This is a genomic window from Streptomyces sp. NPDC027185 (assembly GCF_055567035.1).
In genome coordinates this window covers 254,244-273,048 of record NZ_JBVHRF010000004.1, presented here as the reverse complement: position 1 = coordinate 273,048, position 18,805 = coordinate 254,244, and the positions used below count along the sequence as shown (strand labels likewise).

Annotated in this window: 20 protein-coding genes; 12 read left to right on the top strand and 8 right to left on the bottom strand. The window is 73.0% G+C overall.

The genetic code is table 11. The annotated features are described in order from the left end of the window. The first annotated feature begins 35 nt into the window (after positions 1-35). The 10 genes from ribD to ACZ4M8_RS14790 all read left to right on the top strand — a co-directional run bounded on the left by ribD (position 36) and on the right by ACZ4M8_RS14790 (position 8,884). The gene (gene ribD, locus ACZ4M8_RS14835; RefSeq protein WP_467608022.1) at positions 36-1,130 is read left to right on the top strand and encodes a bifunctional diaminohydroxyphosphoribosylaminopyrimidine deaminase/5-amino-6-(5-phosphoribosylamino)uracil reductase RibD; all 1,095 of its coding nucleotides are present in this window, start codon (positions 36-38) and stop codon (positions 1,128-1,130) included. 1 nt (position 1,131) lies between these two features. Continuing rightward, positions 1,132-1,749: a riboflavin synthase gene (locus ACZ4M8_RS14830; protein ID WP_467607048.1), complete on the top strand. Its 618-nt coding sequence runs from the start codon at positions 1,132-1,134 to the stop codon at positions 1,747-1,749. After that, complete coding sequence (locus tag ACZ4M8_RS14825; protein ID WP_467607047.1) at positions 1,746-2,399, top strand: nicotinamide mononucleotide transporter family protein; 654 nt, start codon at positions 1,746-1,748, stop codon at positions 2,397-2,399. Before ACZ4M8_RS14830 ends, ACZ4M8_RS14825 begins: the two co-directional genes overlap by 4 nt. Continuing rightward, entirely contained in the window at positions 2,396-3,682 is a 1,287-nt protein-coding gene (locus tag ACZ4M8_RS14820; protein WP_467607045.1) for a bifunctional 3,4-dihydroxy-2-butanone-4-phosphate synthase/GTP cyclohydrolase II, read from the top strand. The genes ACZ4M8_RS14825 and ACZ4M8_RS14820 overlap by 4 nt, the downstream gene beginning before the upstream one ends. A gap of 49 nt (positions 3,683-3,731) precedes the next feature. Further along, positions 3,732-4,217, top strand: a complete 486-nt coding sequence (gene ribH, locus ACZ4M8_RS14815; RefSeq protein WP_467607044.1) for a 6,7-dimethyl-8-ribityllumazine synthase — start codon at positions 3,732-3,734, stop codon at positions 4,215-4,217. 228 nt (positions 4,218-4,445) lie between these two features. Continuing rightward, complete coding sequence (locus tag ACZ4M8_RS14810) at positions 4,446-4,718, top strand: phosphoribosyl-ATP diphosphatase (protein ID WP_399093985.1); 273 nt, start codon at positions 4,446-4,448, stop codon at positions 4,716-4,718. 51 nt (positions 4,719-4,769) lie between these two features. Next, positions 4,770-5,618 carry an ATP phosphoribosyltransferase gene (gene hisG, locus ACZ4M8_RS14805; protein ID WP_143943901.1) on the top strand — a complete coding sequence of 283 codons (849 nt, stop codon included), beginning with the start codon at positions 4,770-4,772 and terminating at the stop codon, positions 5,616-5,618. A gap of 44 nt (positions 5,619-5,662) precedes the next feature. Next, complete coding sequence (locus ACZ4M8_RS14800; RefSeq protein WP_467607041.1) at positions 5,663-6,115, top strand: PH domain-containing protein; 453 nt, start codon at positions 5,663-5,665, stop codon at positions 6,113-6,115. 265 nt (positions 6,116-6,380) lie between these two features. Beyond that, positions 6,381-7,736: a hemolysin family protein gene (locus tag ACZ4M8_RS14795; protein WP_467607039.1), complete on the top strand. Its 1,356-nt coding sequence runs from the start codon at positions 6,381-6,383 to the stop codon at positions 7,734-7,736. After that, on the top strand, positions 7,733-8,884 hold the full coding sequence (locus ACZ4M8_RS14790) for a hemolysin family protein (RefSeq protein ID WP_467607037.1): 1,152 nt from the start codon (positions 7,733-7,735) through the stop codon (positions 8,882-8,884). The genes ACZ4M8_RS14795 and ACZ4M8_RS14790 overlap by 4 nt, the downstream gene beginning before the upstream one ends. A 50-nt stretch (positions 8,885-8,934) precedes the next feature. Here ACZ4M8_RS14790 and ACZ4M8_RS14785 read toward each other — a convergent pair whose 3' ends face one another. Continuing rightward, positions 8,935-10,812, bottom strand: a complete 1,878-nt coding sequence (locus ACZ4M8_RS14785; protein ID WP_467607036.1) for an AAA family ATPase — start codon at positions 10,810-10,812, stop codon at positions 8,935-8,937. A 479-nt stretch (positions 10,813-11,291) separates the two neighbouring features. Continuing rightward, positions 11,292-11,876 carry a uridine kinase family protein gene (locus ACZ4M8_RS14780; RefSeq protein ID WP_467607033.1) on the bottom strand — a complete coding sequence of 195 codons (585 nt, stop codon included), beginning with the start codon at positions 11,874-11,876 and terminating at the stop codon, positions 11,292-11,294. A gap of 246 nt (positions 11,877-12,122) precedes the next feature. Between ACZ4M8_RS14780 and ACZ4M8_RS14775 the strand changes: the two genes are divergently transcribed. Then, positions 12,123-13,496 carry a peptidase C39 family protein gene (locus tag ACZ4M8_RS14775; RefSeq protein WP_467607031.1) on the top strand — a complete coding sequence of 458 codons (1,374 nt, stop codon included), beginning with the start codon at positions 12,123-12,125 and terminating at the stop codon, positions 13,494-13,496. Positions 13,497-13,812: 316 nt separating this feature from the next. On the opposite strand, the gene ACZ4M8_RS14770 is transcribed toward ACZ4M8_RS14775, so the two are convergent. Together ACZ4M8_RS14770 and ACZ4M8_RS14765 are read right to left on the bottom strand one after the other, a co-directional pair. Beyond that, positions 13,813-14,235 (bottom strand): DMT family transporter, encoded by a 423-nt coding sequence (locus ACZ4M8_RS14770; protein ID WP_467607028.1) that lies wholly within the window; start codon positions 14,233-14,235, stop codon positions 13,813-13,815. A gap of 69 nt (positions 14,236-14,304) precedes the next feature. Next, positions 14,305-14,625, bottom strand: a complete 321-nt coding sequence (locus ACZ4M8_RS14765) for a DMT family transporter (RefSeq protein ID WP_467607026.1) — start codon at positions 14,623-14,625, stop codon at positions 14,305-14,307. Positions 14,626-14,726: 101 nt separating this feature from the next. Here ACZ4M8_RS14765 and ACZ4M8_RS14760 point away from each other — a divergent pair, with 101 nt between their 5' ends. Continuing rightward, complete coding sequence (locus ACZ4M8_RS14760) at positions 14,727-15,221, top strand: MarR family winged helix-turn-helix transcriptional regulator (RefSeq protein WP_467607024.1); 495 nt, start codon at positions 14,727-14,729, stop codon at positions 15,219-15,221. A gap of 348 nt (positions 15,222-15,569) precedes the next feature. On the opposite strand, the gene ACZ4M8_RS14755 is transcribed toward ACZ4M8_RS14760, so the two are convergent. The 4 genes from ACZ4M8_RS14755 to ACZ4M8_RS14740 form a co-directional block, all read right to left on the bottom strand. Then, positions 15,570-15,902, bottom strand: coding sequence for a hypothetical protein (locus ACZ4M8_RS14755; RefSeq protein WP_467607022.1), 333 nt, complete (start codon positions 15,900-15,902; stop codon positions 15,570-15,572). 206 nt (positions 15,903-16,108) lie between these two features. Then, positions 16,109-17,404: a cation:proton antiporter gene (locus ACZ4M8_RS14750; protein WP_467607019.1), complete on the bottom strand. Its 1,296-nt coding sequence runs from the start codon at positions 17,402-17,404 to the stop codon at positions 16,109-16,111. A gap of 9 nt (positions 17,405-17,413) precedes the next feature. Beyond that, positions 17,414-18,214: an SAM-dependent methyltransferase gene (locus tag ACZ4M8_RS14745; RefSeq protein ID WP_467607018.1), complete on the bottom strand. Its 801-nt coding sequence runs from the start codon at positions 18,212-18,214 to the stop codon at positions 17,414-17,416. Next, entirely contained in the window at positions 18,211-18,801 is a 591-nt protein-coding gene (locus tag ACZ4M8_RS14740) for a pyridoxamine 5'-phosphate oxidase family protein (protein ID WP_467607015.1), read from the bottom strand. The genes ACZ4M8_RS14745 and ACZ4M8_RS14740 overlap by 4 nt, the downstream gene beginning before the upstream one ends. Positions 18,802-18,805: the final 4 nt, after the last annotated feature.

Here is an 18,805-nt window from a genome sequence, read left to right as displayed (position 1 = left end):
CGGTGGCCACGCAAGCTCCCGTCGAGACCGCGGCGATGCGCCGCGCCATCGCACTCGCCGCCCGCGGGCTCGGGCACACCAGCCCCAACCCCGTCGTCGGCTGCGTCATCCTCGACGCCGAAGGCGCCACCGCAGGCGAAGGCTGGCACCGGCGCGCCGGCGGCCCCCACGCCGAGGTCCACGCCCTGGCCGAGGCCGGTGAGCGGGCCCGCGGCGGCACCGCGCTCGTCACCCTGGAGCCCTGCAACCACTCCGGTCGCACCGGACCCTGCGCCCGCGCCCTCATCGACGCCGGTGTGGCCCGCGTCGTCTACGCCGTCCCCGACCCCAACCCCACCGCGACCGGCGGCGCCGCCACCCTCGCGGACGCCGGCGTCGAGGTCGAGGGCGGCCTCCTCGCCGATGAGGCGGCCGCCGTCAACGAAGCCTGGCTCACCGCCGTGCTGCGCCGCCGCCCCTTCGTCCTGTGGAAGTACGCCGCTACCCTCGACGGCCGGATCGCCGCCGCCGACGGCACCAGCCGCTGGATCTCCTCGGCCGAATCCCGCGCCGACGTCCACCGGCTGCGCGCACGGGCGGACGCCGTCGTCGTCGGCTCCGGCACCGCCCGCGCCGACGACCCGCAGCTCGGTGCCCGTGTCGCCGGACTCACCGACGACGAGGTCACCCAGCCGCTGCGGGTCGTCGTCGACTCCGGCGCCTCGGCCGTCAAACCCGGCGCCCGCGTCCTCGACGGCACCGCACCGACCCTGATCGCCGTCGCCGAGGACGCCGACGCCGCCCACCTCGAAGGACTCGCCCCGCTGGTCCGGCTGCCCCGCGCCGCCGGCGGCCGCGGGCTGCGGATCTCCGCCCTCCTCCACGAGCTGTACGCCCGCGACGTCCGCTCCGTCCTCCTGGAGGGCGGGCCGACGCTCGCCGGGGCGTTCCTCGCCGCCGGCGCCGTCGACAAGGTCGTCGGCTACCTCGCGCCGGTCCTGCTCGGCGCCGGGCCCGCCGCCGTCGGCGACGCCGGAATCACCACCCTCGCCGACGCGTTGCGCCTCGATGTGACCGAGACCGCGCGCCTCGGCCCCGATCTGCGGATCACCGCCACCCCCGTCCGTCCCACCCCGCACGAGGAGATCTGACGTGTTCACCGGAATCGTCGAAGAACTGGGTGAGGTCACCGCCATCGAGAACCTCGGTGACTCCTCCCGCTTCCGCCTGCGCGGACCCGTCGTCACCGACGGTGCCCGGCACGGCGACTCGATCGCCGTCAACGGCGTCTGTCTGACGGTCGTGGACACCGCGGACGGTGAGTTCACCGCGGACGTGATGGCCGAGACGCTGCACCGCTCCAGCCTCGGTGCGCTGCGGACCGGCTCGCGGGTCAACCTGGAGCGCCCGATGGCGCTCGGCGGACGCCTCGGCGGCCACCTCGTCCAGGGCCACGTCGACGGCACCGGCACGATCACCGAGCGGATCCCCGGCGAACACTGGGAGATCGTCAAGATCACGCTGACGCCGCAGCTCGCCCGCTACGTCGTCGAGAAGGGCTCGATCACCGTCGACGGTGTGAGCCTGACCGTCGTCGACGCCGCCGACGACCACTTCACCATCAGCCTGATCCCCACCACCCTCGCCCTGACCACCCTCGGCATCAAGCAGGTCGGCGACCCGGTCAACCTGGAGGTCGACGTCCTCGCCAAGTACGTCGAGCGGCTGCTCGGCGACCGCGCCACCACCCCCGGGGGAGCGCTCCGGTGACCGCGACCACCTGGCTCAACGGCGAGGCGTTCACCCTCTTCGGACAGCACGTCATCTGGTCCGACATGATCGGCAACACCATCGGCCTCGCCGCCCTCGCCCTCGGCTGGCGCCGCTCCATCTGGACCTGGCCCGCGCAGTTCCTCTCCGGCGTCATCCTCGTCGCCGCCTACGCCTCTGCCCACCTCAGCGGTGGCGTCGGCAAGCAGCTGCTGGTCATCGTCGTCGCCCTGTGGGGCTGGCGATCCTGGCGCCGCGGCCGCCGGCAGGCGCAGGACGGCTCCATCGCCGTCCGCTTCGCGAGCTGGCGCGAGCGCGGGCTGCTGCTCGCCGGGACGGCCGCCGGCACCGCCGCCGTCGGCGGGCTCTTCACCCTCGTCCCGCAGCTGTCCTGGAACCCCTGGCCGGACGCGTACATCTTCGTCGGCACGCTCGCCGCGATGGTCGCCCAGGCCCGCGGGCTCGTCGAGTTCTGGTTCGCCTGGCTCCTGGTCGACCTGGTGGGCGTCCCGCTCGCCTTCAGCAGCGGCCTCGCCTTCTCCGGCCTCGTCTACGTCGTCTACTTCGCGCTCGTCATGTGGGGCCTGCGCGACTGGTGGCTGCGCTCGCGCACCGGCGCCGCCACCGCCCTGGAAGGAGCCGCGGCATGACCGCACTGCAGAGCTGGTACGAGTCCGGGCCCACCGGTGAGGACGACGCGGACCTCTCCCTCGACCCCGTCGAGCGGGCCGTCGCCGACATCGCCGCCGGCCGTCCCGTCGTGGTCGTCGACGACGAGGACCGCGAGAACGAGGGCGATCTCGTCCTCGCCGCGGAGAAGGCCACCCCCGAGATCGTCGCGTTCATGATGAGCGAGTGCCGCGGCCTGATCTGCGCGCCCATGGAGGGCCCCGAGCTCGACCGCCTCGCGCTGCCGCAGATGGTCGAGCACAACACCGAGTCGATGCGGACCGCCTTCACCGTCTCCGTCGACGCCACCGACGCGCACGGCGTGACCACCGGTATCTCCGCCGCCGACCGCGCCACCACCCTGCGGCTCCTCGCCTCCGGCGAGTCGCAGCCCGGCGACTTCGTCCGCCCCGGCCACATCTTCCCGCTGCGCGCCCGCCCCGGCGGCGTCCTCGTCCGCAGCGGCCACACCGAGGCCGGCGTCGATCTCGCCCGCCTCGCCGGACTCCGCCCGGCCGCGGCCATCGTGGAGATCGCCGGGGAGGACGGCACCATGCTGCGCCTGCCCGAGCTGGTGCCGTTCGCCCGCAAGCACGGCCTCGCGATCATCTCCATCGAGGACCTGATCGCCTACCGCCGCCGCTCCGTCCCCACCGTCCGCCGCGAGGCCACCACCCGGCTGCCCACCGCGCACGGCGAGTTCACCGCGTACGGCTACCGCTCCACCGTCGACGGCGTCGAGCACATCGCCCTGGTCGCCGGGGAGCTGGGCGACGGCGACGACATCCTCGTCCGCGTCCACTCCGAATGCCTGACCGGCGACGTCTTCCACTCGCTGCGCTGCGACTGCGGCCCGCAGCTCCAGGCGTCGCTGGAGCGGATCAGCGCCGCCGGCCGCGGCGTGGTCATCTACCTCCGCGGCCACGAAGGACGCGGCATCGGTCTGCTCTCCAAACTGCGCGCCTACGAACTCCAGGAGCGCGGCCGTGACACCCTCGACGCCAACCTGGAGCTGGGCCTGCCCGCCGACTCCCGCGACTACGCGGCCGGTGCCCAGATGCTGGCGGACCTCGGCGTCCGCTCGGTGCGCCTGCTGACCAACAACCCCGACAAGACCGCCGCCCTGGCGCGCCACGGCCTCACCGTCTCCGGACGCGAGCCGATGCCCGTCCAGGCCGGCGAACACAACCTCCGCTACCTGCGCACCAAGCGCGACCGCATGGGCCACGACCTGCCCTGGCTCGACCACCGCGACCAGCGGTGACCCCCCTCCCGACCGTCCCGACGACATCACCACCACCACGAGGAGAACCGTGAGCGGCAAGGGTGCACCCGAACTGACCGTGAAGAACTGCCGGGACCTGCGGGTCGCCGTGATCGCCGCGCAGTGGCACGCGCAGGTGATGGACGGCCTGGTGAGCGGCGCCCTGCGCGCCCTGACCGACCTCGGCATCGACGAGCCGACCCTGCTGCGGGTCCCCGGCACCTTCGAACTGCCCGTCGTCGCGAAGGTCCTCGCCGGCCGCGGCTACGACGCGGTCGTCGCGCTCGGCGTCGTCATCCGCGGCGGCACCCCGCACTTCGACTACGTCTGCCAGGGCGTCACCCAGGGCCTGACCCAGGTCGCCGTCGACACCGGCGTCCCCATCGGCTTCGGCGTGCTGACCTGCGACACCGAACAGCAGGCCCTCGACCGCGCCGGCCTCGCCGACTCCACCGAGGACAAGGGCCACGAAGCGGTCACCGCCGCCGTCGCCACCGCCGCCACCCTGCGGACGGTGTCGGAACCCTGGCGCTGACGGGACCCGGCGGCGCAGGCCCGGCCGCCGGGCCACCGCCCTTCCCCGGAGGCACGGGCGTCCCCGCCCCACCGGGCCGCCGCTCCACCCCGAAGGCGCTGCGCCCCCGCCCGTCGCCCGCCGCCGCCCTTCACCCGAGGCGCTGCGCGCCCGCCCGTCGCCCACCACCACCCTTCACCCGAGGCGCTGCGCGCCGCAGCGACATTGCCCGCTAGGGTATGGAGCACCATGTCCAAGAAGACGTTCGAGGAGCTCTTCGCCGAGCTCCAGCAGAAGGCCGCCACCGGCGACCCCGCCACCTCCCGTACCGCCGAGCTGGTCCAGTCCGGTGTCCATGCGATCGGCAAGAAGGTCGTCGAGGAGGCCGCCGAGGTCTGGATGGCCGCGGAGTACGAAACCGACGACGCCGCCGCCGAGGAGATCTCCCAGCTCCTCTACCACCTCCAGGTCATGATGATCGCCAAGGGCATCTCCCTCGACGACGTCTACGCCCACCTCTGAGCCTCCGCTCGCCCCGCAACACCCCACCCACCGAAGGAAGAAGAGCACCTCATGCTGCGCATCGCTGTCCCCAACAAGGGTTCACTGTCCGAGCCTGCGTCGGCGATGCTCCATGAGGCCGGCTACCGCCAGCGCAAGGACCGCCGGGAACTGGTCCTCGTCGACGCGCAGAACGAGGTCGAGTTCTTCTTCCTGCGCCCCCGCGACATCGCCGTCTACGTCGGCTCCGGCAAGCTCGACATCGGCATCACCGGCCGTGACCTGCTGCTGGACTCCGGTTCGCAGGCCGAGGAGATCCTCCAGCTCGGCTTCGCCGGCTCCACCTTCCGGTACGCGACCCGCCCGGGTACCGCCACCGACGTCAAGGAGTTCGGCGGCATGACCGTCGCCACCTCCTTCTCCGGTCTGGTCAAGAAGCACCTCGCGGACAACGGCGTGGACGCCGACGTCGTCCACCTCGACGGCGCCGTCGAGACCGCCATCCAGCTCGGCGTCGCCCAGATCATCGCGGACGTCGTCGAGACCGGCACCACCCTGCGCAACGCCGGACTGGAGATCATCGGCGAGCCGATCCTCACCTCCGAGGCGGTCGTCATCCGCCGCACCGGCGCCCCCGCCGACGACCCGAAGGTCCGCCAGTTCCTCCGCCGTATGCAGGGCGTCCTCGTCGCCCGCCGCTACGTGATGATGGACTACGACATCCGGGTGGAACACGTCGAGAAGGCGGTCTCCCTCACCCCCGGTCTGGAGTCGCCGACCGTCTCCCCGCTGCACCACGAGGGCTGGGTCGCGGTCCGCTCGATGGTCCCGTCCAAGGACGCCCAGCGCATCATGGACGAGCTGTACGACCTCGGCGCCCGCGCCATCCTCACCACCGGCATCCACGCCTGCCGCCTCTGACGGCCCGCCGCCCGCCTCCTTTCCCCCTGACGGAAGAACCTGACGTGTCCGCGCCCCTGCCCAGCCTGCCGGTGACTTTCCGGCCGACCCGTACCCGGGTCGTCCTGTACCTCGTCGGACTCGTCCAGTTCGCGGCGCTCACCGCCATCGCGCTGGCGCTGCCCAAGCTGTCCGGCGGGGAGCGGATCAGCTTCGTCTTCGTCGGGCTGCTGGTGCTCGCCGTCCTCCTGCTGCTCGCCCGCCCCAAGGTGGTCGCGCGGCAGGAGGGCGTCACCGTCGTCAACCTCACCACCCGCCGTGAGCTGGCCTGGGCCCAGGTGCTGCGGGTCAACCTCCGCCAGGGCGACGCCTGGGTCCACCTCGATCTCGCCGACGGCACCAGCCTGCCCGCGATGGGCATCCAGCCCGGCATCGCCCGCCGGCAGGCCGTCCGCGACGCCCGCGCCCTGCGCGACCTCGCCGAACTCCGCGGCACCGGCGGCCCCGCCACCGCGTGAGCCGCGGCACCGGCGGCCCCGCCACCGCGTGAGCCGCGGCACCGGCGGCCCCGCCGGCGCGTGACCCGCCGTCCGGGCGACCGCCCGGTGGCTCTGCCGTGACACGCGCCCCGCTGTTTACCCTGTTCCCCAAGGCGCGCCCCGCGCCCCGCCCCTGCCCGGGGCCACTGCGACCTGAGGAGTGACTCCTTCCAGCAATGGACGGATCGTCCTGTAGTACCTGCGCCGCCCCCTGCGACCCCCCGGATACGACGGAGGCGGCGGCATGACCGGCCCCCTCCTGCTGCTCGCCGCAGCGCTCGTCCTCATCCTGGCCAACGGCTTCTTCGTGGCCGCCGAGTTCGGGCTCGTCACCGTCGAGAAGGCCGACGCCGAACGGGCCGCCGACGACGGCGACCGCCGCGCCGCCACCGTCGTCGCCGCCCTGCGGGAGCTGTCCTTCCAGCTCTCCGGCACCCAACTGGGCATCACCATCACCTCGCTGGTCGTCGGCATGCTCGCCGAACCGGCGCTCGCCGCCGTCCTCGACGGGCCGCTGACCGCGACCGGGCTGCCCCGCGGCGCCGTCTCCGGCATCTCGGTGGTCACCGGCATGCTCGTCGCCTCCGCCGTACAGATGGTCGTCGGCGAACTGGTCCCGAAGAACTGGGCGGTCTCCAAGCCGCTCCAGGTGGCACGCTTCGTCGCCGGACCGCAGAACGCCTTCTCGCGCTTCTTCCGCCCGGTGATCACCCTGCTGAACACCGTCGCCAACCGCCTCGTCCGCGTCCTCGGCGTGGAGCCCACCGACGAACTGGCCTCCGCCCGCACCCCCGGCGAACTGGTCTCCCTCGCCCGCCACTCCGCCCAGGCCGGCGCCATCGAACAGGACACCGCCGACCTCTTCGTCCGCACCCTCTCGCTCGGCGATCTGACGGCGGAGAACGTCATGACGCCCCGGGTCCGGGTCAGCGCCCTCCAGACGTCCGCCACCGCCGAGGACGTCGTCAACCTCACCCGCGCCACCGGCCTGTCCCGCTTCCCCGTCTACCGCGCCCGCCTCGACGAGGTCGTCGGCATGGTGCACCTCAAGGACGCGCTGGCCGTCCCGGCGCCCGAGCGGCTGCGTACGCCCGCCGAGCGGATCGCGGTGCCGCCGCTCCAGGTGCCCGCGACGCTGCCGGTCGCCCCGCTGCTGGAGCGGCTGCGCAGCGAGGCGCCGATAGCCGTCGTCGTCGACGAGTACGGCGGCACCGCCGGCGTCGTCACCCTGGAGGACATCATCGAGGAACTGGTCGGCGAGGTCCGCGACGAACACGACCGGGTGGACCTGCCCGAGCTGGGCCAGGCGCCCGCCGAGGACGGCCGCCCCGCCTGGGACGCCGACGGCGGCTGCCGCGTCGACACCCTGCGGCGGATCGGCCTGGAGGCCCCCGACGGCCCGTACGAGACCGTCGCCGGGCTGGTCGCCCACATACTCGGCCGGATCCCGGCCCCCGGCGACACCGCCGAACTCGACGGCTGGCGGCTGCGGGTACGGCTGGTCGCGCACCACCGCGCCGAGCGGATAAGGCTGGTGCGGACGGCTCCCGCGGGCGCCGCCCGGGAGAGCGCCGGCGCCGGGGTGGAGGCGGCCCGGTGACCTTCGCCCAGCTCCTCCTCGCCGTCCTCCTCGTCCTCGCCAACGGCTTCTTCGTCGGCGCCGAGTTCGCCCTCGTCTCGGTCCGCCGCAGCCAGATCGAGCCGCTGGCCACCGAGGGCTCCAAACGGGCCCGCCAGGTGCTGCACGGCCTGGAGAACCTGCCGCAGATGATGGCCGCCGCGCAGTTCGGCATCACCGTCTGCTCCCTGACCCTGGGCGCCGTCGCCGAACCGACCGTCGCCCGGCTGCTGGAACCGCTCTTCGCCGCGGTCCACCTGCCCGCCCCGCTGATCCACCCGCTCGGCTACGCCATCGCCCTGGCCGTGGTGGTCTTCCTCCACCTCGTCATCGGCGAGATGGTGCCGAAGAACCTCGCGATGGCGGCGCCCGAGCGGACCGCGCTCTGGTTCAGCCCGGGGCTGGTCGCCTTCGCCCGGCTCTGCCGCCCGGTCACCGCACTGCTCGGCGCCTGCGCCAGGGGGGTGCTGCGGCTCTTCCGCGTCGAGCCCAAGGACGAGGTCGAGGCGGTCTTCACCAGCGAACAGCTCACCCACCTCGTCGAGGACGCCGGACAGGCCGGACTGCTCGCCCCGTCCGACCAGGAGCGGCTGGCCGACGCCCTGGAACTGGGCAGCCGCCCGGTCACCGACGTCCTCCTCGACCGCGCCCGGCTCGTCACCGTCGACGCGACGGTCACCCCGCGCCAGGTGGAGGAGCTGACCGTCGCCACCGGCTACTCCCGTTTCCCGGTCTGCGCGCCGGGCGGCGCCTACATGGGCTACCTCCACGTCAAGGACGTCCTCGACCTGGAGGAGCGGGACCGCGCGGTGCCGCAGCGGATCTGGCACCCGATGACGACGCTCCGCGCCGAACTCCCCCTGGACGACGCGCTGACCGCGATGCGCCGGGCCGCCTCCCACCTCGCCGCGGTCGCCGGCCCCACCGGCCGGGTGCTCGGCCTCGTCGCCCTGGAGGACGTCCTGGAGATGCTGGTCGGCGAGGTACGCGACCCGGCGCACCGTACGGCGACGCCCTCGCACGGCGCCCGCGACGCCGCCGCGCCCGTCCCGGCTCCCGCCGCGGACGGCGCCGGGGCCGCAGGGCGTCCCGACGGGGAGCGCGACGGGGAGCGCGCGCTGACCGGCTGATCGGACACCGGCCGGAGGGGCCCGTCCCGCCGCCGCGCCACCCGCGCGGGTCAGAGCGGGGCGGGCCCCGCCGCGTCCGGCCCGCGCCCGGAGCGGACCTCGCCGTACGCCTGGATCAGATCGGGCAGCCGCAGCGTGGCGAGGTCGTCGCGGCCCGGGGTGCCGCGCCAGGCGGAGAGCCGCAGATCGCGGTAGGCGCAACTCTTCTCGTACAGGGTGCGCAGGAAGCGGCCGTTGCCCAGTTCGTCGATCCAGCCCTGGTCGACGACGTGGGCGCTGATGCTGCGCAGCTCGTCGCGGGCCTCGTCGTCCCAGCGGTCGCCGTTCTCCTCGGCCAGCACCTCGCCGATCGCGGTCAGTTCGGCCGGGCGGTAGCTGGGGAAGTCGACCCGGCTGGTGAACCGCGACGACAGCCCCGGGTTGGCGGCCAGCAGCCGGTCCATCCCCTCCGGATAGCCGGCCAGGATGACGACGAGCCGGTCGCGGTTGTCCTCGGCCCGCTTGAGCAGCACCTGAAGCGCCTCGTCGCCGTACGCGTCGCCCTTGCTGTAGCCGGTGTTGGCCAGGCTGTACGCCTCGTCGACGAAGAGGACACCGCCGAGCGCCGAGTCGATCAGATCGTTGGCCTTGACGGCGGTCTGGCCCAGGAACTCGCCCACCAGATCGGCGCGCTGGGCCTCCACCAGATGGTCGCCGCCGAGCAGCCCGAGCGCGTGGAAGACCCGGCCGAGGATGCGGGCGACGGTCGTCTTGCCGGTGCCGGACGGGCCGGAGAAGACGAAATGCCGCTTGGGCGGCTGCACCGGCAGGCCCTGTCCGGCCCGCAGCCCGGCCATCCGCAGCTGCGCGGAGAGCGCCCGCACCTGCCGCTTGACCGGCTCCATGCCGACCATCCGCTCCAACTCCGCCAGCGCCTGCTCCAACAGCACCGGATCGGCGGGCCCGGCCGCCCGCCCGGCGCCGCGCCGCCCCGGCACCGCCGCCTTGTACCGCGCCGCGGTCGCCGCGTCCGCCACGCCGTCCGCCGCCTCGGACAAGCCCGTCTCGCCGGACGGTGCCTCCCAGCCGTCGACGGTGTCGAGCGAGGCGAACGGATCGGGGTCGCGCCCGGCCCGCTGACCCGCGGCGGGTACCGCGGCGAGATCGCCGCCCTCCTCCAGCCCGTCGGCCTGGGTGATGGTGGCCAGCCGCGCCGCGGTGTCCATGAACGCCCGGTCGACGCGGTGCACCGCACGGTAGAGGGGGAGGGCGGCGGCGCTGCGGCCGGTGCCCTCGTGGGCGCGGGCGAGCCAGTACCGCAACTCCTTGCGCTGCGGCTGCTCGCTGCGGCACCGCATCAGCGCGGCCGCCAGCAGCGGCGCCGCCTGCCCGTACATCTCCAGCCGCACCCGCGCCATCCCGCCGAACAGCCCGGCCTCGATGCCCAGCGACGGATCGTCCAGCAGCGGTTCGGTGTGGCGTACCAGCTGGTCCCAGTCCTTGACGAGGTAGGCGCGGCAGGCGTGCAGGAAGCGGACCTGCGGATCGGTGTCGACCGGCGGACAGCCGGCCAGCGCCTGGTCCAGCTCCGCGATGTGGCGGCCGTCGAGCCAGTGGGAGGCGTGCGCGAGCAGCAGATCGCGGCGGCTCTCCAGCACGGGCTGAACCCACCAGCCCAGCCAGTACCAGGAGTTGAGGGGGCGGCGGTGGCGGCTGCGCTGCTCGCCGAAGCGGTCGCGGTGGCGGTACATGTGCAGCAGGGCGGTCGAGGTGTCGGCGCGCAGCGCGTGCAGCCCCAACCAGGCGTCGGCCATCGTCGGATCCGCCTCCACCGCGGCCCGGAATTCCTCCTCGGCCTGCGGATACGCGCCGACGGTGTAGGCGTCGACCGCGCGCAGCCAGGCGAGTTCGGCCGGGGCGGGCGGCGAGTCCGGTGTACCCAAGTCCATCGCATCCCCCACAGAACGTGCCCCGGTGTGCCCCGCCCGGTCACCACGCGCCGCCCGAAGTGCCGTACGCCGTACGGGCGTTGCCGCCGTCCCGCAGTCGTCACCGGCCCCTCGCACGCCCCTGCCGTGGCACCGACTCGCATGGTACCCGGGGTGTCGCCGCAGGCCGTAGGGGGCGACAGGGGAAGCGCGACAGGGGACAGACGGGGGCGCACACGGCGCGAACGGGGCGGTGACCCAGGGTGAGGGGGAGGGGGCGCCGGGAGCGGCGAAGAGAGGTGTCAGGGCAGAACGAAGCCCCCGATCACGGGGGAACAACCGGGGGCTTCGCGTCTGCGGGCGACTCCGTGAGCCGCACAATGAGAACGTAAGTCCTGTACGCCCCCCAGGTCAAGCCGAGTTGGACAGTCGGTGGGTCCTCATCGCCCGGGGGTCGTACCGCCCCAAGTGTGGTGACACACGGTGAAGGTGACGTTCCTTCAGGTTGTCGGACCGGGCCCCTCGGACACCTCGTACCCCGTCCCCACCTGACGCACCAACAGGTCGGCGTGAGGGCGGGACGGATCCGCCGCGAAGTGGGTGCGCTCCGCCGGGATCCAGCCATCCCAGAACTCCGCGAGTCCCGGGCCGTCCCGCCGCCGCCCCCGCTCCCAGGACCGCTCGTCCGCCAGCTCCATCCACAGCAGACAGGCCAGCCGGGGCCGGAGCGCCCGCCGCCCGACGCCCACCCCCTCCACCAGCACCACCGGCTCCGGCGCCACCTCCCGCACCTCGGCGTACCTCCGGCGCACCCAGTCGTAGACCTCGTACCGGGCCCGCTCGCCCCGGGAGAGCGGCACCAGCACCTGCTCCCGGAACCGCTCGGCCCAGTCGAACAGCCACGCGTGGCAGGCCAGGTCGTCGGTGCGGATGACCGGCGCGCCGCCGAGCGCCGCCGCCAGCCGCCCGGCGAAGGTGCTCTTGCCCGACCCCGCGTGCCCGTCCACCCCGATCAGCCGCACCGGGCCGCAGGACGGCGGGAGCGCGGCGAGGCGGGCGGCGAGCGGGACCAGGGCGTCGTTCATCGCGCCAGCGTACGTACGCCGCGCCCGCCGCTCACATCGGCCCGACGACGCGCGTGACGACCGCTGGCCGGAATGCGGCGGCACCGGCGATAGTTGATTCCCTGCCTTCCCCGGGCACCGCGGCCGTACGGTCCGGTGCCCGCCCGTCCGTGGTGCCCGGCGCGCCGCCCGGCACCGCCCGACCGTGTCCGCCGCCCGTCCGTACCGCTCGCGCTCCGCACGCCGCACCCGACTGGGGGAATTCCGATGACACCTTCCGCGCCCCGCCGCACCGTCCTCGCCGCCGCACTCGCCGCGGCCGTCACGGCGGCGGCCCCCGCCGCGGTCGCCGCCCCGCGCGGCGCGTCCGGGACCGCGCCGCGGGCACCCCGCCCGAGGAGAACCGTGGAGTACCACGCCTGGACCACCGCCGCCGACTGGGCACAGGGCACCCATGACGGCACCGGCCCGGCGCCGTCCGCCCGCGCCGGCATCCGCCTGCGCACCCCCGCCGGCACCGCCGAGTACCACGACCCGCACACCGGCCGCACCGCCGCCTGGGAGTACGCCACCTGGACCGGACCCCACCACGCCCTCACCGTCCCGGCCACCGAACTCATCGCCTCCTGGAACGCCCACACCCCGCCCGGCACCTGGCTCACCGTCGAACTCCGCGCCGCCTACTCCGGCGGCGGCCACACCCCCTGGTACGTCATGGGCCGCTGGACCTCGGGCGACGGCGACACCGACATCCGCCGCACCTCCGTCGACGGCCAGCAGGACGGCCGCAGCAGCGTCTCCACCGACACCCTCGCGCTCGACGACCCGGCGGGCGGCACCCGCTTCACCGGGTACGCCCTGCGCGTCACCCTGCACCGCACCCCGGGCGCCACCGCCACCCCCACCGTCCACCGGCTCGGCGCGATGGGCTCGGACGTCCCCGCCCGCTTCGAGGTCCCGGCCTCCGTCCCCGGCGAGGCCGCGGGCCGCGAACTCGTCGTCCCGCGCTACTCCCAGGAGATCCACAAGGGCCAGTACCCCGAGTACGACAACGGCGGCGAGGCGTGGTGCAGCCCCACCTCCTCCCAGATGATCATCGAGTACTGGGGCCACCGTCCCGCCCCCGAGGACCTCGCCTGGGTCGACCCGTCCTACGCCGACCCCCAGGTCTGCCTCGCCGCCCGCCGCACCTACGACAACCAGTACCAGGGCTGCGGCAACTGGCCCTTCAACGCCGCCTACGCCGCCACCTACCCCGGCCTCCAGTCCGTCGTGACCCGCCTGACCTCCCTCACCGACGCCGAACGCCTCATCGCCGCCGGCATCCCCGTCATCACCTCCCAGTCCTTCCTCGCCCCCGAACTCACCGGCGCCGGCTACGGCACCGCCGGCCACCTCATGACCGTCATCGGCTTCACCCCCGAAGGCGACGTCATCGCCAACGACCCCGCCTCCCCGGACGACCCGGCGGTCCGACGGGTCTACCGCCGCCGGGAATTCGAGAACATCTGGCTGCGAACGAAGCGGTACGACGCAAAAGGCCAGGTCAAGAGTGGTAGCGGGGGAGTGTGTTACCTGTACTTCCCGGTGGACCCGGCACCCACTCAGCACCGCGTCCTGCGGGAGCTCGGGATCCAGTAGCGGTCATGCCGTCAGGTGGAGTGACATCTCCTCCGGGAGGTGGCCCTGGAAGGTCGTCGTCACCACCTGGCGGCAACGCTCCCGTCCGTCCTGGCGCTCGTCCGTGTGCGCGCCTCGGCCGGACCGGCGACCGCCGGGATCGTGGACGCCGTAGGGGTGTTGTTCCGCCACCGACCGACGGCAGAAGCCCCGTGCGACGCAAGTCCGCACGGGGGCTTCTGCGGCCGTGATCAGCCACTGGGCTGCAGACCGCTACTTCCGGGCATCGGGAAGGGGTGGGGTCGGGAAGGTCTCAGCGGGGACCGGGAGTCACGGGTCAGGCGTTGACGGCGTGGGGCTGCCGGGCCTGGGCGGCAGGGGCGTCCTGAACCTCAGGGGCCTCCCGCTCGGCGGACGTCCTGTCGGCGAGCTTCAGCCAGACGACACCGGCGATGATCAGGCCCAGCCACAGGTACTGCACGAGCGTCAGGGACTCGTCGAAGAACGCCGGTCCGAGCACCGCCGCCCCGACCGCCCCGATCCCGGCCCATACGGCGTATCCGATGCTGACGTCGATGGTGCGGAGCGCGGAGCTGAGGGCCCACAGGGTCAGCAGGAAGAAGACGATGCCGATCGCCGACCAGGTCGGCACGGTGAAGCCTTCGCTGCCGCCGACGGCGAGCGCGTAGACGATCTCGAACGTGCCGGCGAGGAGGAGCATCAGCCAGGAGCGGGCGGAGGACTGGTTCTTGGCAGACATGATCAGGGGATCCTTTCGGGGAATGTGCCGAGGAGAGGTCGGTTACGGAAGAGAGGGGCCGGGTTCGGGTCAGGCGCCGCCGCTGAGCTGGAGGCCGACCACGCCGCCGATGACCGCGAGGACCCCGATCGCCTTGCCCCAGGACAGGCGCTGGCCGAACAGCAGCGCGCCGAGCAGTGTGATCCCGACCCCGGCCACCGAGGTCCACAGGGCGTAGCCGACACCGACGTTGAACGTCAGCAGCGCCTTGCTCAGTGAGAACGTCGCGAGCGCACCGCTGATCAACGTCACGGCCGTCCACTTGCGGTTGGTGAACCCTTCGGCCTTGCCTGCGGCCAGGGCCACGGAGATCTCGAAGACGACGGCGACGGCGAGGTAGAGCCAGTGCATGACGGAGTCCCTTCATCAAAACATTTGCTTGTACGTGCAACAACATTCACTTCGTGAGATCCCGAAGCGGTGCGGCGGGATGGGAAGAAGCATGCATGTGCATGTACTCTGATGTCAACGCCGACCTGAAGGGAACACTCATGGACACCTCCCGCACCGCACCTCCGCGGGCCTCCGACCAGGCGGCCTGGGGTCGTGTCCTCGCGATCCACGCGCAGGTGGAACGCGAGTTGGCCCAGGCCCTGCAGCGCCGGCACGGGATCGGCCTGTCGGAGTTCCGCTCCCTGGAGAGCCTGCACCTCTCCGGGAAGGACGAGTTGCGCATGCAAGACCTCGCCGACCGCGTCGGCCTCGGGCAGTCGTCGGTGACGCGCCTGGTGGGGAGATTGGAGAAGGCCGGATTCGCCTACAAGGACCTGTGCCCGGCGGACAAGCGCGGCGTGTACGCGGTCCTCACGGAGGATGGGCGCCGCCGCTACCAGGACGCCCGCGCCACGTATGCGGAAGTCCTCTCCTCCGCCCTCAACTCCTTCGGCTCCGACGCCGATCTCGGCCCGACGGTCCAAGCGCTGCGCGCCGCGCACGGCCAGGCGTAGCGACTCGGCGCCGGCTGTACGTGTCGCCGGCCTCCGACTTTCTTGTGTGCGCAATGATGGGTTGCCGCCCGCGGCGCTTTGTACCGTCAAGCAGATGCTTGACGGTACAAATATCTTGTGGGCTGCCACCCGCACCGGCCTGATGCTGATCGCCCTCTGCGCGCTCCCGCTGGTAGGCAAGGTGCTCCGAAGGAGGCCGCCCGGGCCTCCGGAAGGACACCCGCAGCTATCGGTATCGGCCCCCGGCGGCGTCCGAGGCGGCGGGACGCGGGCCTGTCCGGTCCCCCTTCCGGGGCCGCACCGGGCCGCACCGGGCCGCACCGTACCGGGCCGCCCGGTCCGTTTCCGTCAGGCTTTCCGGACGGTCGTCTCAGCCGGTGGGCGGTGCAGGCCGCGGTAGAGGGCGATGGCGGAGTCGGGGGGAAAGTTGGGGACGTAGGTGACGGCTCCGTCGCTTCTGGCGATCACCATGTGACTGCCGCCCAGCGGGGTGGGAGCGTCGGGCGGCCGCGGGGGCATGACGGCGTGGATGAGAAAACCGAGGTCGAACTCCGTCACATGCAACGGCGCCGGATTTCCCGCCGGGTCCAGGACCTGGAACCGGGCCCGAGCGGCGGTCAGCGCCTCTTCGGCGGTGACAGGGGCCGGCCGTACCGGTTCCGGGGCGCCGGAAGGCGGCATCGCATCTCTCCGATCGGTGGAAGACGGTGAAGGGCGACTGTAGGGCACGTGCGGTCGTGGAGGAGTCCGGGCCCGGTGCGGGGCTGTTCGTCACCGGTCTCGTGGTGGTGCTGTGCGGGTACACGGCCGCTCTCCCCCTGGCGCCGCTGCCGTTCCTCCCCTCGGAACGCGGGCCTGTCCGGCAGCGGGTACGTCAGAGGGGTGCGTCAGGTGGGTATGTCCGCCCCCTTCCGTCCCTTGCCGTCGGGGCCGCTCCGCGCCTCGTCCTCGGGGCCGGAGGGCTCCGCCCCCGGCGTCCCGGGCTCCGGCCGGTTCTTGCGGCGCGGGTACACCATCCCGAGTGCCGGGCCGGTCAGCAGAGTGGTGAGGATCGCCATCGCCACCAGCAGCGCGTACAGACGGTGGTCGAGGAGGCCGAGCCGCAGCCCCACCCCGAGGATGATCAGTTCGGTGAGGCCGCGGGTGTTCATCAACACCGTCAGGGTGCCGGCCGTACGGCGGTCCAGCCGGTGCAGCCGCGCCACCGGATACACCCCCAGCGCCTTCCCCAGGACCGCCGCGGCCATCACGAGGCCGAACTGTCCCAACTGCCCGCCGGTGAGGGAGCCGAGATCGACGTCGATGCCCACCACCACGAAGTAGACCGGCAGCAGCACCGCCGCGAGCTGCCCGAAGGTACCGGTGACATCGCGCTGCCACAGGTGCGGCTGTTCCCTGGGCAGGGCGACGCCGAAGAGGAAGGCGCCGAAGATGGCGTCCAGCCCGATCCACTGGGTGAAGGCGCTGGACGCCAGCAGCCCGGCGAGGACCACGGCCCGCAGATGCCCCGGCCCGTTGCCGCCGCCCCGCGCCCGCAGGCGGCGCAGCAGCGGCCGTACCACCGTGAAGAGGAGCAGGGCGAACGGGATGACGAGCACCGGCCACACCGGGGAGCGCCCGGCGCCGTTGGCCGCGACCGCCACCGCGAGCAGCACCCACGCCAGGACGTCCCCCGCCGCCGCGGTGGTCAGCGCCTGACGCCCGACCGGGGTACGGATCATGTCGCGGTCGTGCAGCACCTTCGTCAGGACCGGGAACGCGGTCACCGCCAGGGCGACGCCCATGAACAGCACGAACCCGGCCGTCCTGCCCTCGGGGACGGGGAAGCCGCCGTACAGCGCGAGCAGCACACCCGCGCCGAACGGCACCAGGGTCCCGGTCACCGCCAGACTCCCGGTGGCCCAGCCCCGCCCGCGCAGCTCCGCCGGGTCGAACTCGGCACCGACCAGGAACATGAAGAGGACGACGCCGAGTTGGGCGAGCAGCTCCAGCGGCCCGCGGACGCCGGAGGGGAAGAGCACGGCGGTGATCTGCCCGTGCAGCAGGGTCGGGCCGAGGAGGAGTCCGAGCAGGATCTCCCCCATGACGGCAGGCTGGCCGAACCGCTCGGCCAGCCTGCCCCCCACCCGCGCCAGGACCACGACCAGTGCCAGATCGAGCAGCAGCAGTACGTGACCGTCCATCCGGACTCCTCAGGGTTTCCGGGCCAGGCCCACGACCGAGCTGTAGCGTTCGGGGTTGACGGTGACGTGCTCCGGGTCGTCCGGACGCCACAGCGGCGGGTACACCATTCCGGGCTCGACGGGTTCGAACCCGTCGAGGAGCGCCTCGATCTGCGCCCGCGAGCGGAGCGTGAACTCCGCGTACTCCTCCTGGTAGAGGGAGTCGATCGCCAGCGCGTCGGAGGTGTCGTCCGTCGCGACGGACAGCGCGAGGTGGCTGCCCGGGACGAGCCGCTCCCGGTAGGCGGCGAGGGCGGGGCGCACCTTGGTGTCGGGGAAGAAGTGGATCAGGTTCAGCACCAGTACGGCGACCGGCCGGTCGAAGTCGATGACCTTCCGGATCTCCGGATCGCCGAGGATCCGCTCGGGCTCGAAGAAGTCACCGAGGACGCTGACGGCACGGTCGTCGCCCGCGAGGATCTCCTGCCCGTGCCGGACGGCCACCGGGTCGATGTCGACGTAGGCGACCCGCGCCGCCGGGTCGGACGCCCAGGCGGTCTCGTGCACACTGCCGCGCGCCGGGATGCCCGAGCCGATGTCGAGGAACTGATCCACCCCCTGCCCGACGAGATACCGCACGGCGCGCCGCAGGAACTTGCGGTTCGCCCTGATCAGCAGGACGAGGCCGGGAGCGGCCCGGATCGCCTTGCGGCCCAGTTCCCGGTCGACCTCCAGATGGTGCTTGCCGCCCAGCAGATAGTCGTAGAGCCGGGCGATGCTGGGCTTCTCGGTGTCGACGTCTTCGGTGACCCAGTTCGGCTGGGCGGTCATCGGACCTCCTCGGAGGGCGGCGTGGCCTCTGCCGCGCCGCGCAGTGCGGGCAGCCCGTCGATGCTCTCGCCGTTCGTCGTCTGCCAGTAGGTGTCGAGGTACTCCCGGTCCCGCTTGGCGAAGACGCGGTCCAGGGTGGTGCGGTCGGCGTGGTGGTCCATCAGCGGGACCGACCAGCCGCAGGCGTCGCTGACCCGCTCGATGTCGGCCACCACGACGGCGCGCTGGCCGCCGGTGCTCTCCTTGGAGAAGTGCCGGCGCAGCGAGGCGAACTCCGGGTCGTCGGGGAGGACGAACCGCCCGGTGCCGTGCAGCCGCACGATCTTGGGCCGTCCTTCGAAGGCGCAGAACATGAAGGTGATGCGCCCGTTCTCCCGCAGGTGCGCGATCGTCTCGGCACCGGTCCCGGTGTAGTCCAGATACGCGACCCGGTGTTCACCGAGCACCGCGAAGGTGCCCGCCATCCCCTTCGGCGAGACGTTGACGCGTCCGTCCGCGGCCAGCGGGGCGGAGGCGACGAAGAACATGGGCTGTCTGAGCAGCCAGGCGCGGATCTGGTGGTCGATCTTCTCGTAGACCTTGGCCATCGTC

What these genes read in the sequence shown, in the direction of transcription:
- ACZ4M8_RS14820 (WP_467607045.1), top strand. Translation starts at nt 2,396, where the DNA reads ATGACCGCACTGCAGAGCTGGTACGAGTCCGGGCCCACCGGTGAGGAC.
- ACZ4M8_RS14810 (WP_399093985.1), top strand. Translation starts at nt 4,446, where the DNA reads ATGTCCAAGAAGACGTTCGAGGAGCTCTTCGCCGAGCTCCAGCAGAAG.
- hisG (WP_143943901.1), top strand. Translation starts at nt 4,770, where the DNA reads ATGCTGCGCATCGCTGTCCCCAACAAGGGTTCACTGTCCGAGCCTGCG.
- ACZ4M8_RS14795 (WP_467607039.1), top strand. Translation starts at nt 6,381, where the DNA reads ATGACCGGCCCCCTCCTGCTGCTCGCCGCAGCGCTCGTCCTCATCCTG.
- ACZ4M8_RS14780 (WP_467607033.1), bottom strand. Translation starts at nt 11,876, where the DNA reads ATGAACGACGCCCTGGTCCCGCTCGCCGCCCGCCTCGCCGCGCTCCCG.
- ACZ4M8_RS14755 (WP_467607022.1), bottom strand. Translation starts at nt 15,902, where the DNA reads ATGCCGCCTTCCGGCGCCCCGGAACCGGTACGGCCGGCCCCTGTCACC.
- ribD (WP_467608022.1), top strand. Translation starts at nt 36, where the DNA reads ATGCGCCGCGCCATCGCACTCGCCGCCCGCGGGCTCGGGCACACCAGC.
- ACZ4M8_RS14765 (WP_467607026.1), bottom strand. Translation starts at nt 14,625, where the DNA reads ATGCACTGGCTCTACCTCGCCGTCGCCGTCGTCTTCGAGATCTCCGTG.
- ACZ4M8_RS14775 (WP_467607031.1), top strand. Translation starts at nt 12,123, where the DNA reads ATGACACCTTCCGCGCCCCGCCGCACCGTCCTCGCCGCCGCACTCGCC.
- ACZ4M8_RS14785 (WP_467607036.1), bottom strand. Translation starts at nt 10,812, where the DNA reads ATGGACTTGGGTACACCGGACTCGCCGCCCGCCCCGGCCGAACTCGCC.
- ACZ4M8_RS14745 (WP_467607018.1), bottom strand. Translation starts at nt 18,214, where the DNA reads ATGACCGCCCAGCCGAACTGGGTCACCGAAGACGTCGACACCGAGAAG.
- ACZ4M8_RS14770 (WP_467607028.1), bottom strand. Translation starts at nt 14,235, where the DNA reads ATGTCTGCCAAGAACCAGTCCTCCGCCCGCTCCTGGCTGATGCTCCTC.
- ACZ4M8_RS14740 (WP_467607015.1), bottom strand. Translation starts at nt 18,801, where the DNA reads ATGGCCAAGGTCTACGAGAAGATCGACCACCAGATCCGCGCCTGGCTG.
- ACZ4M8_RS14750 (WP_467607019.1), bottom strand. Translation starts at nt 17,404, where the DNA reads ATGGACGGTCACGTACTGCTGCTGCTCGATCTGGCACTGGTCGTGGTC.
- ACZ4M8_RS14760 (WP_467607024.1), top strand. Translation starts at nt 14,727, where the DNA reads ATGTACTCTGATGTCAACGCCGACCTGAAGGGAACACTCATGGACACC.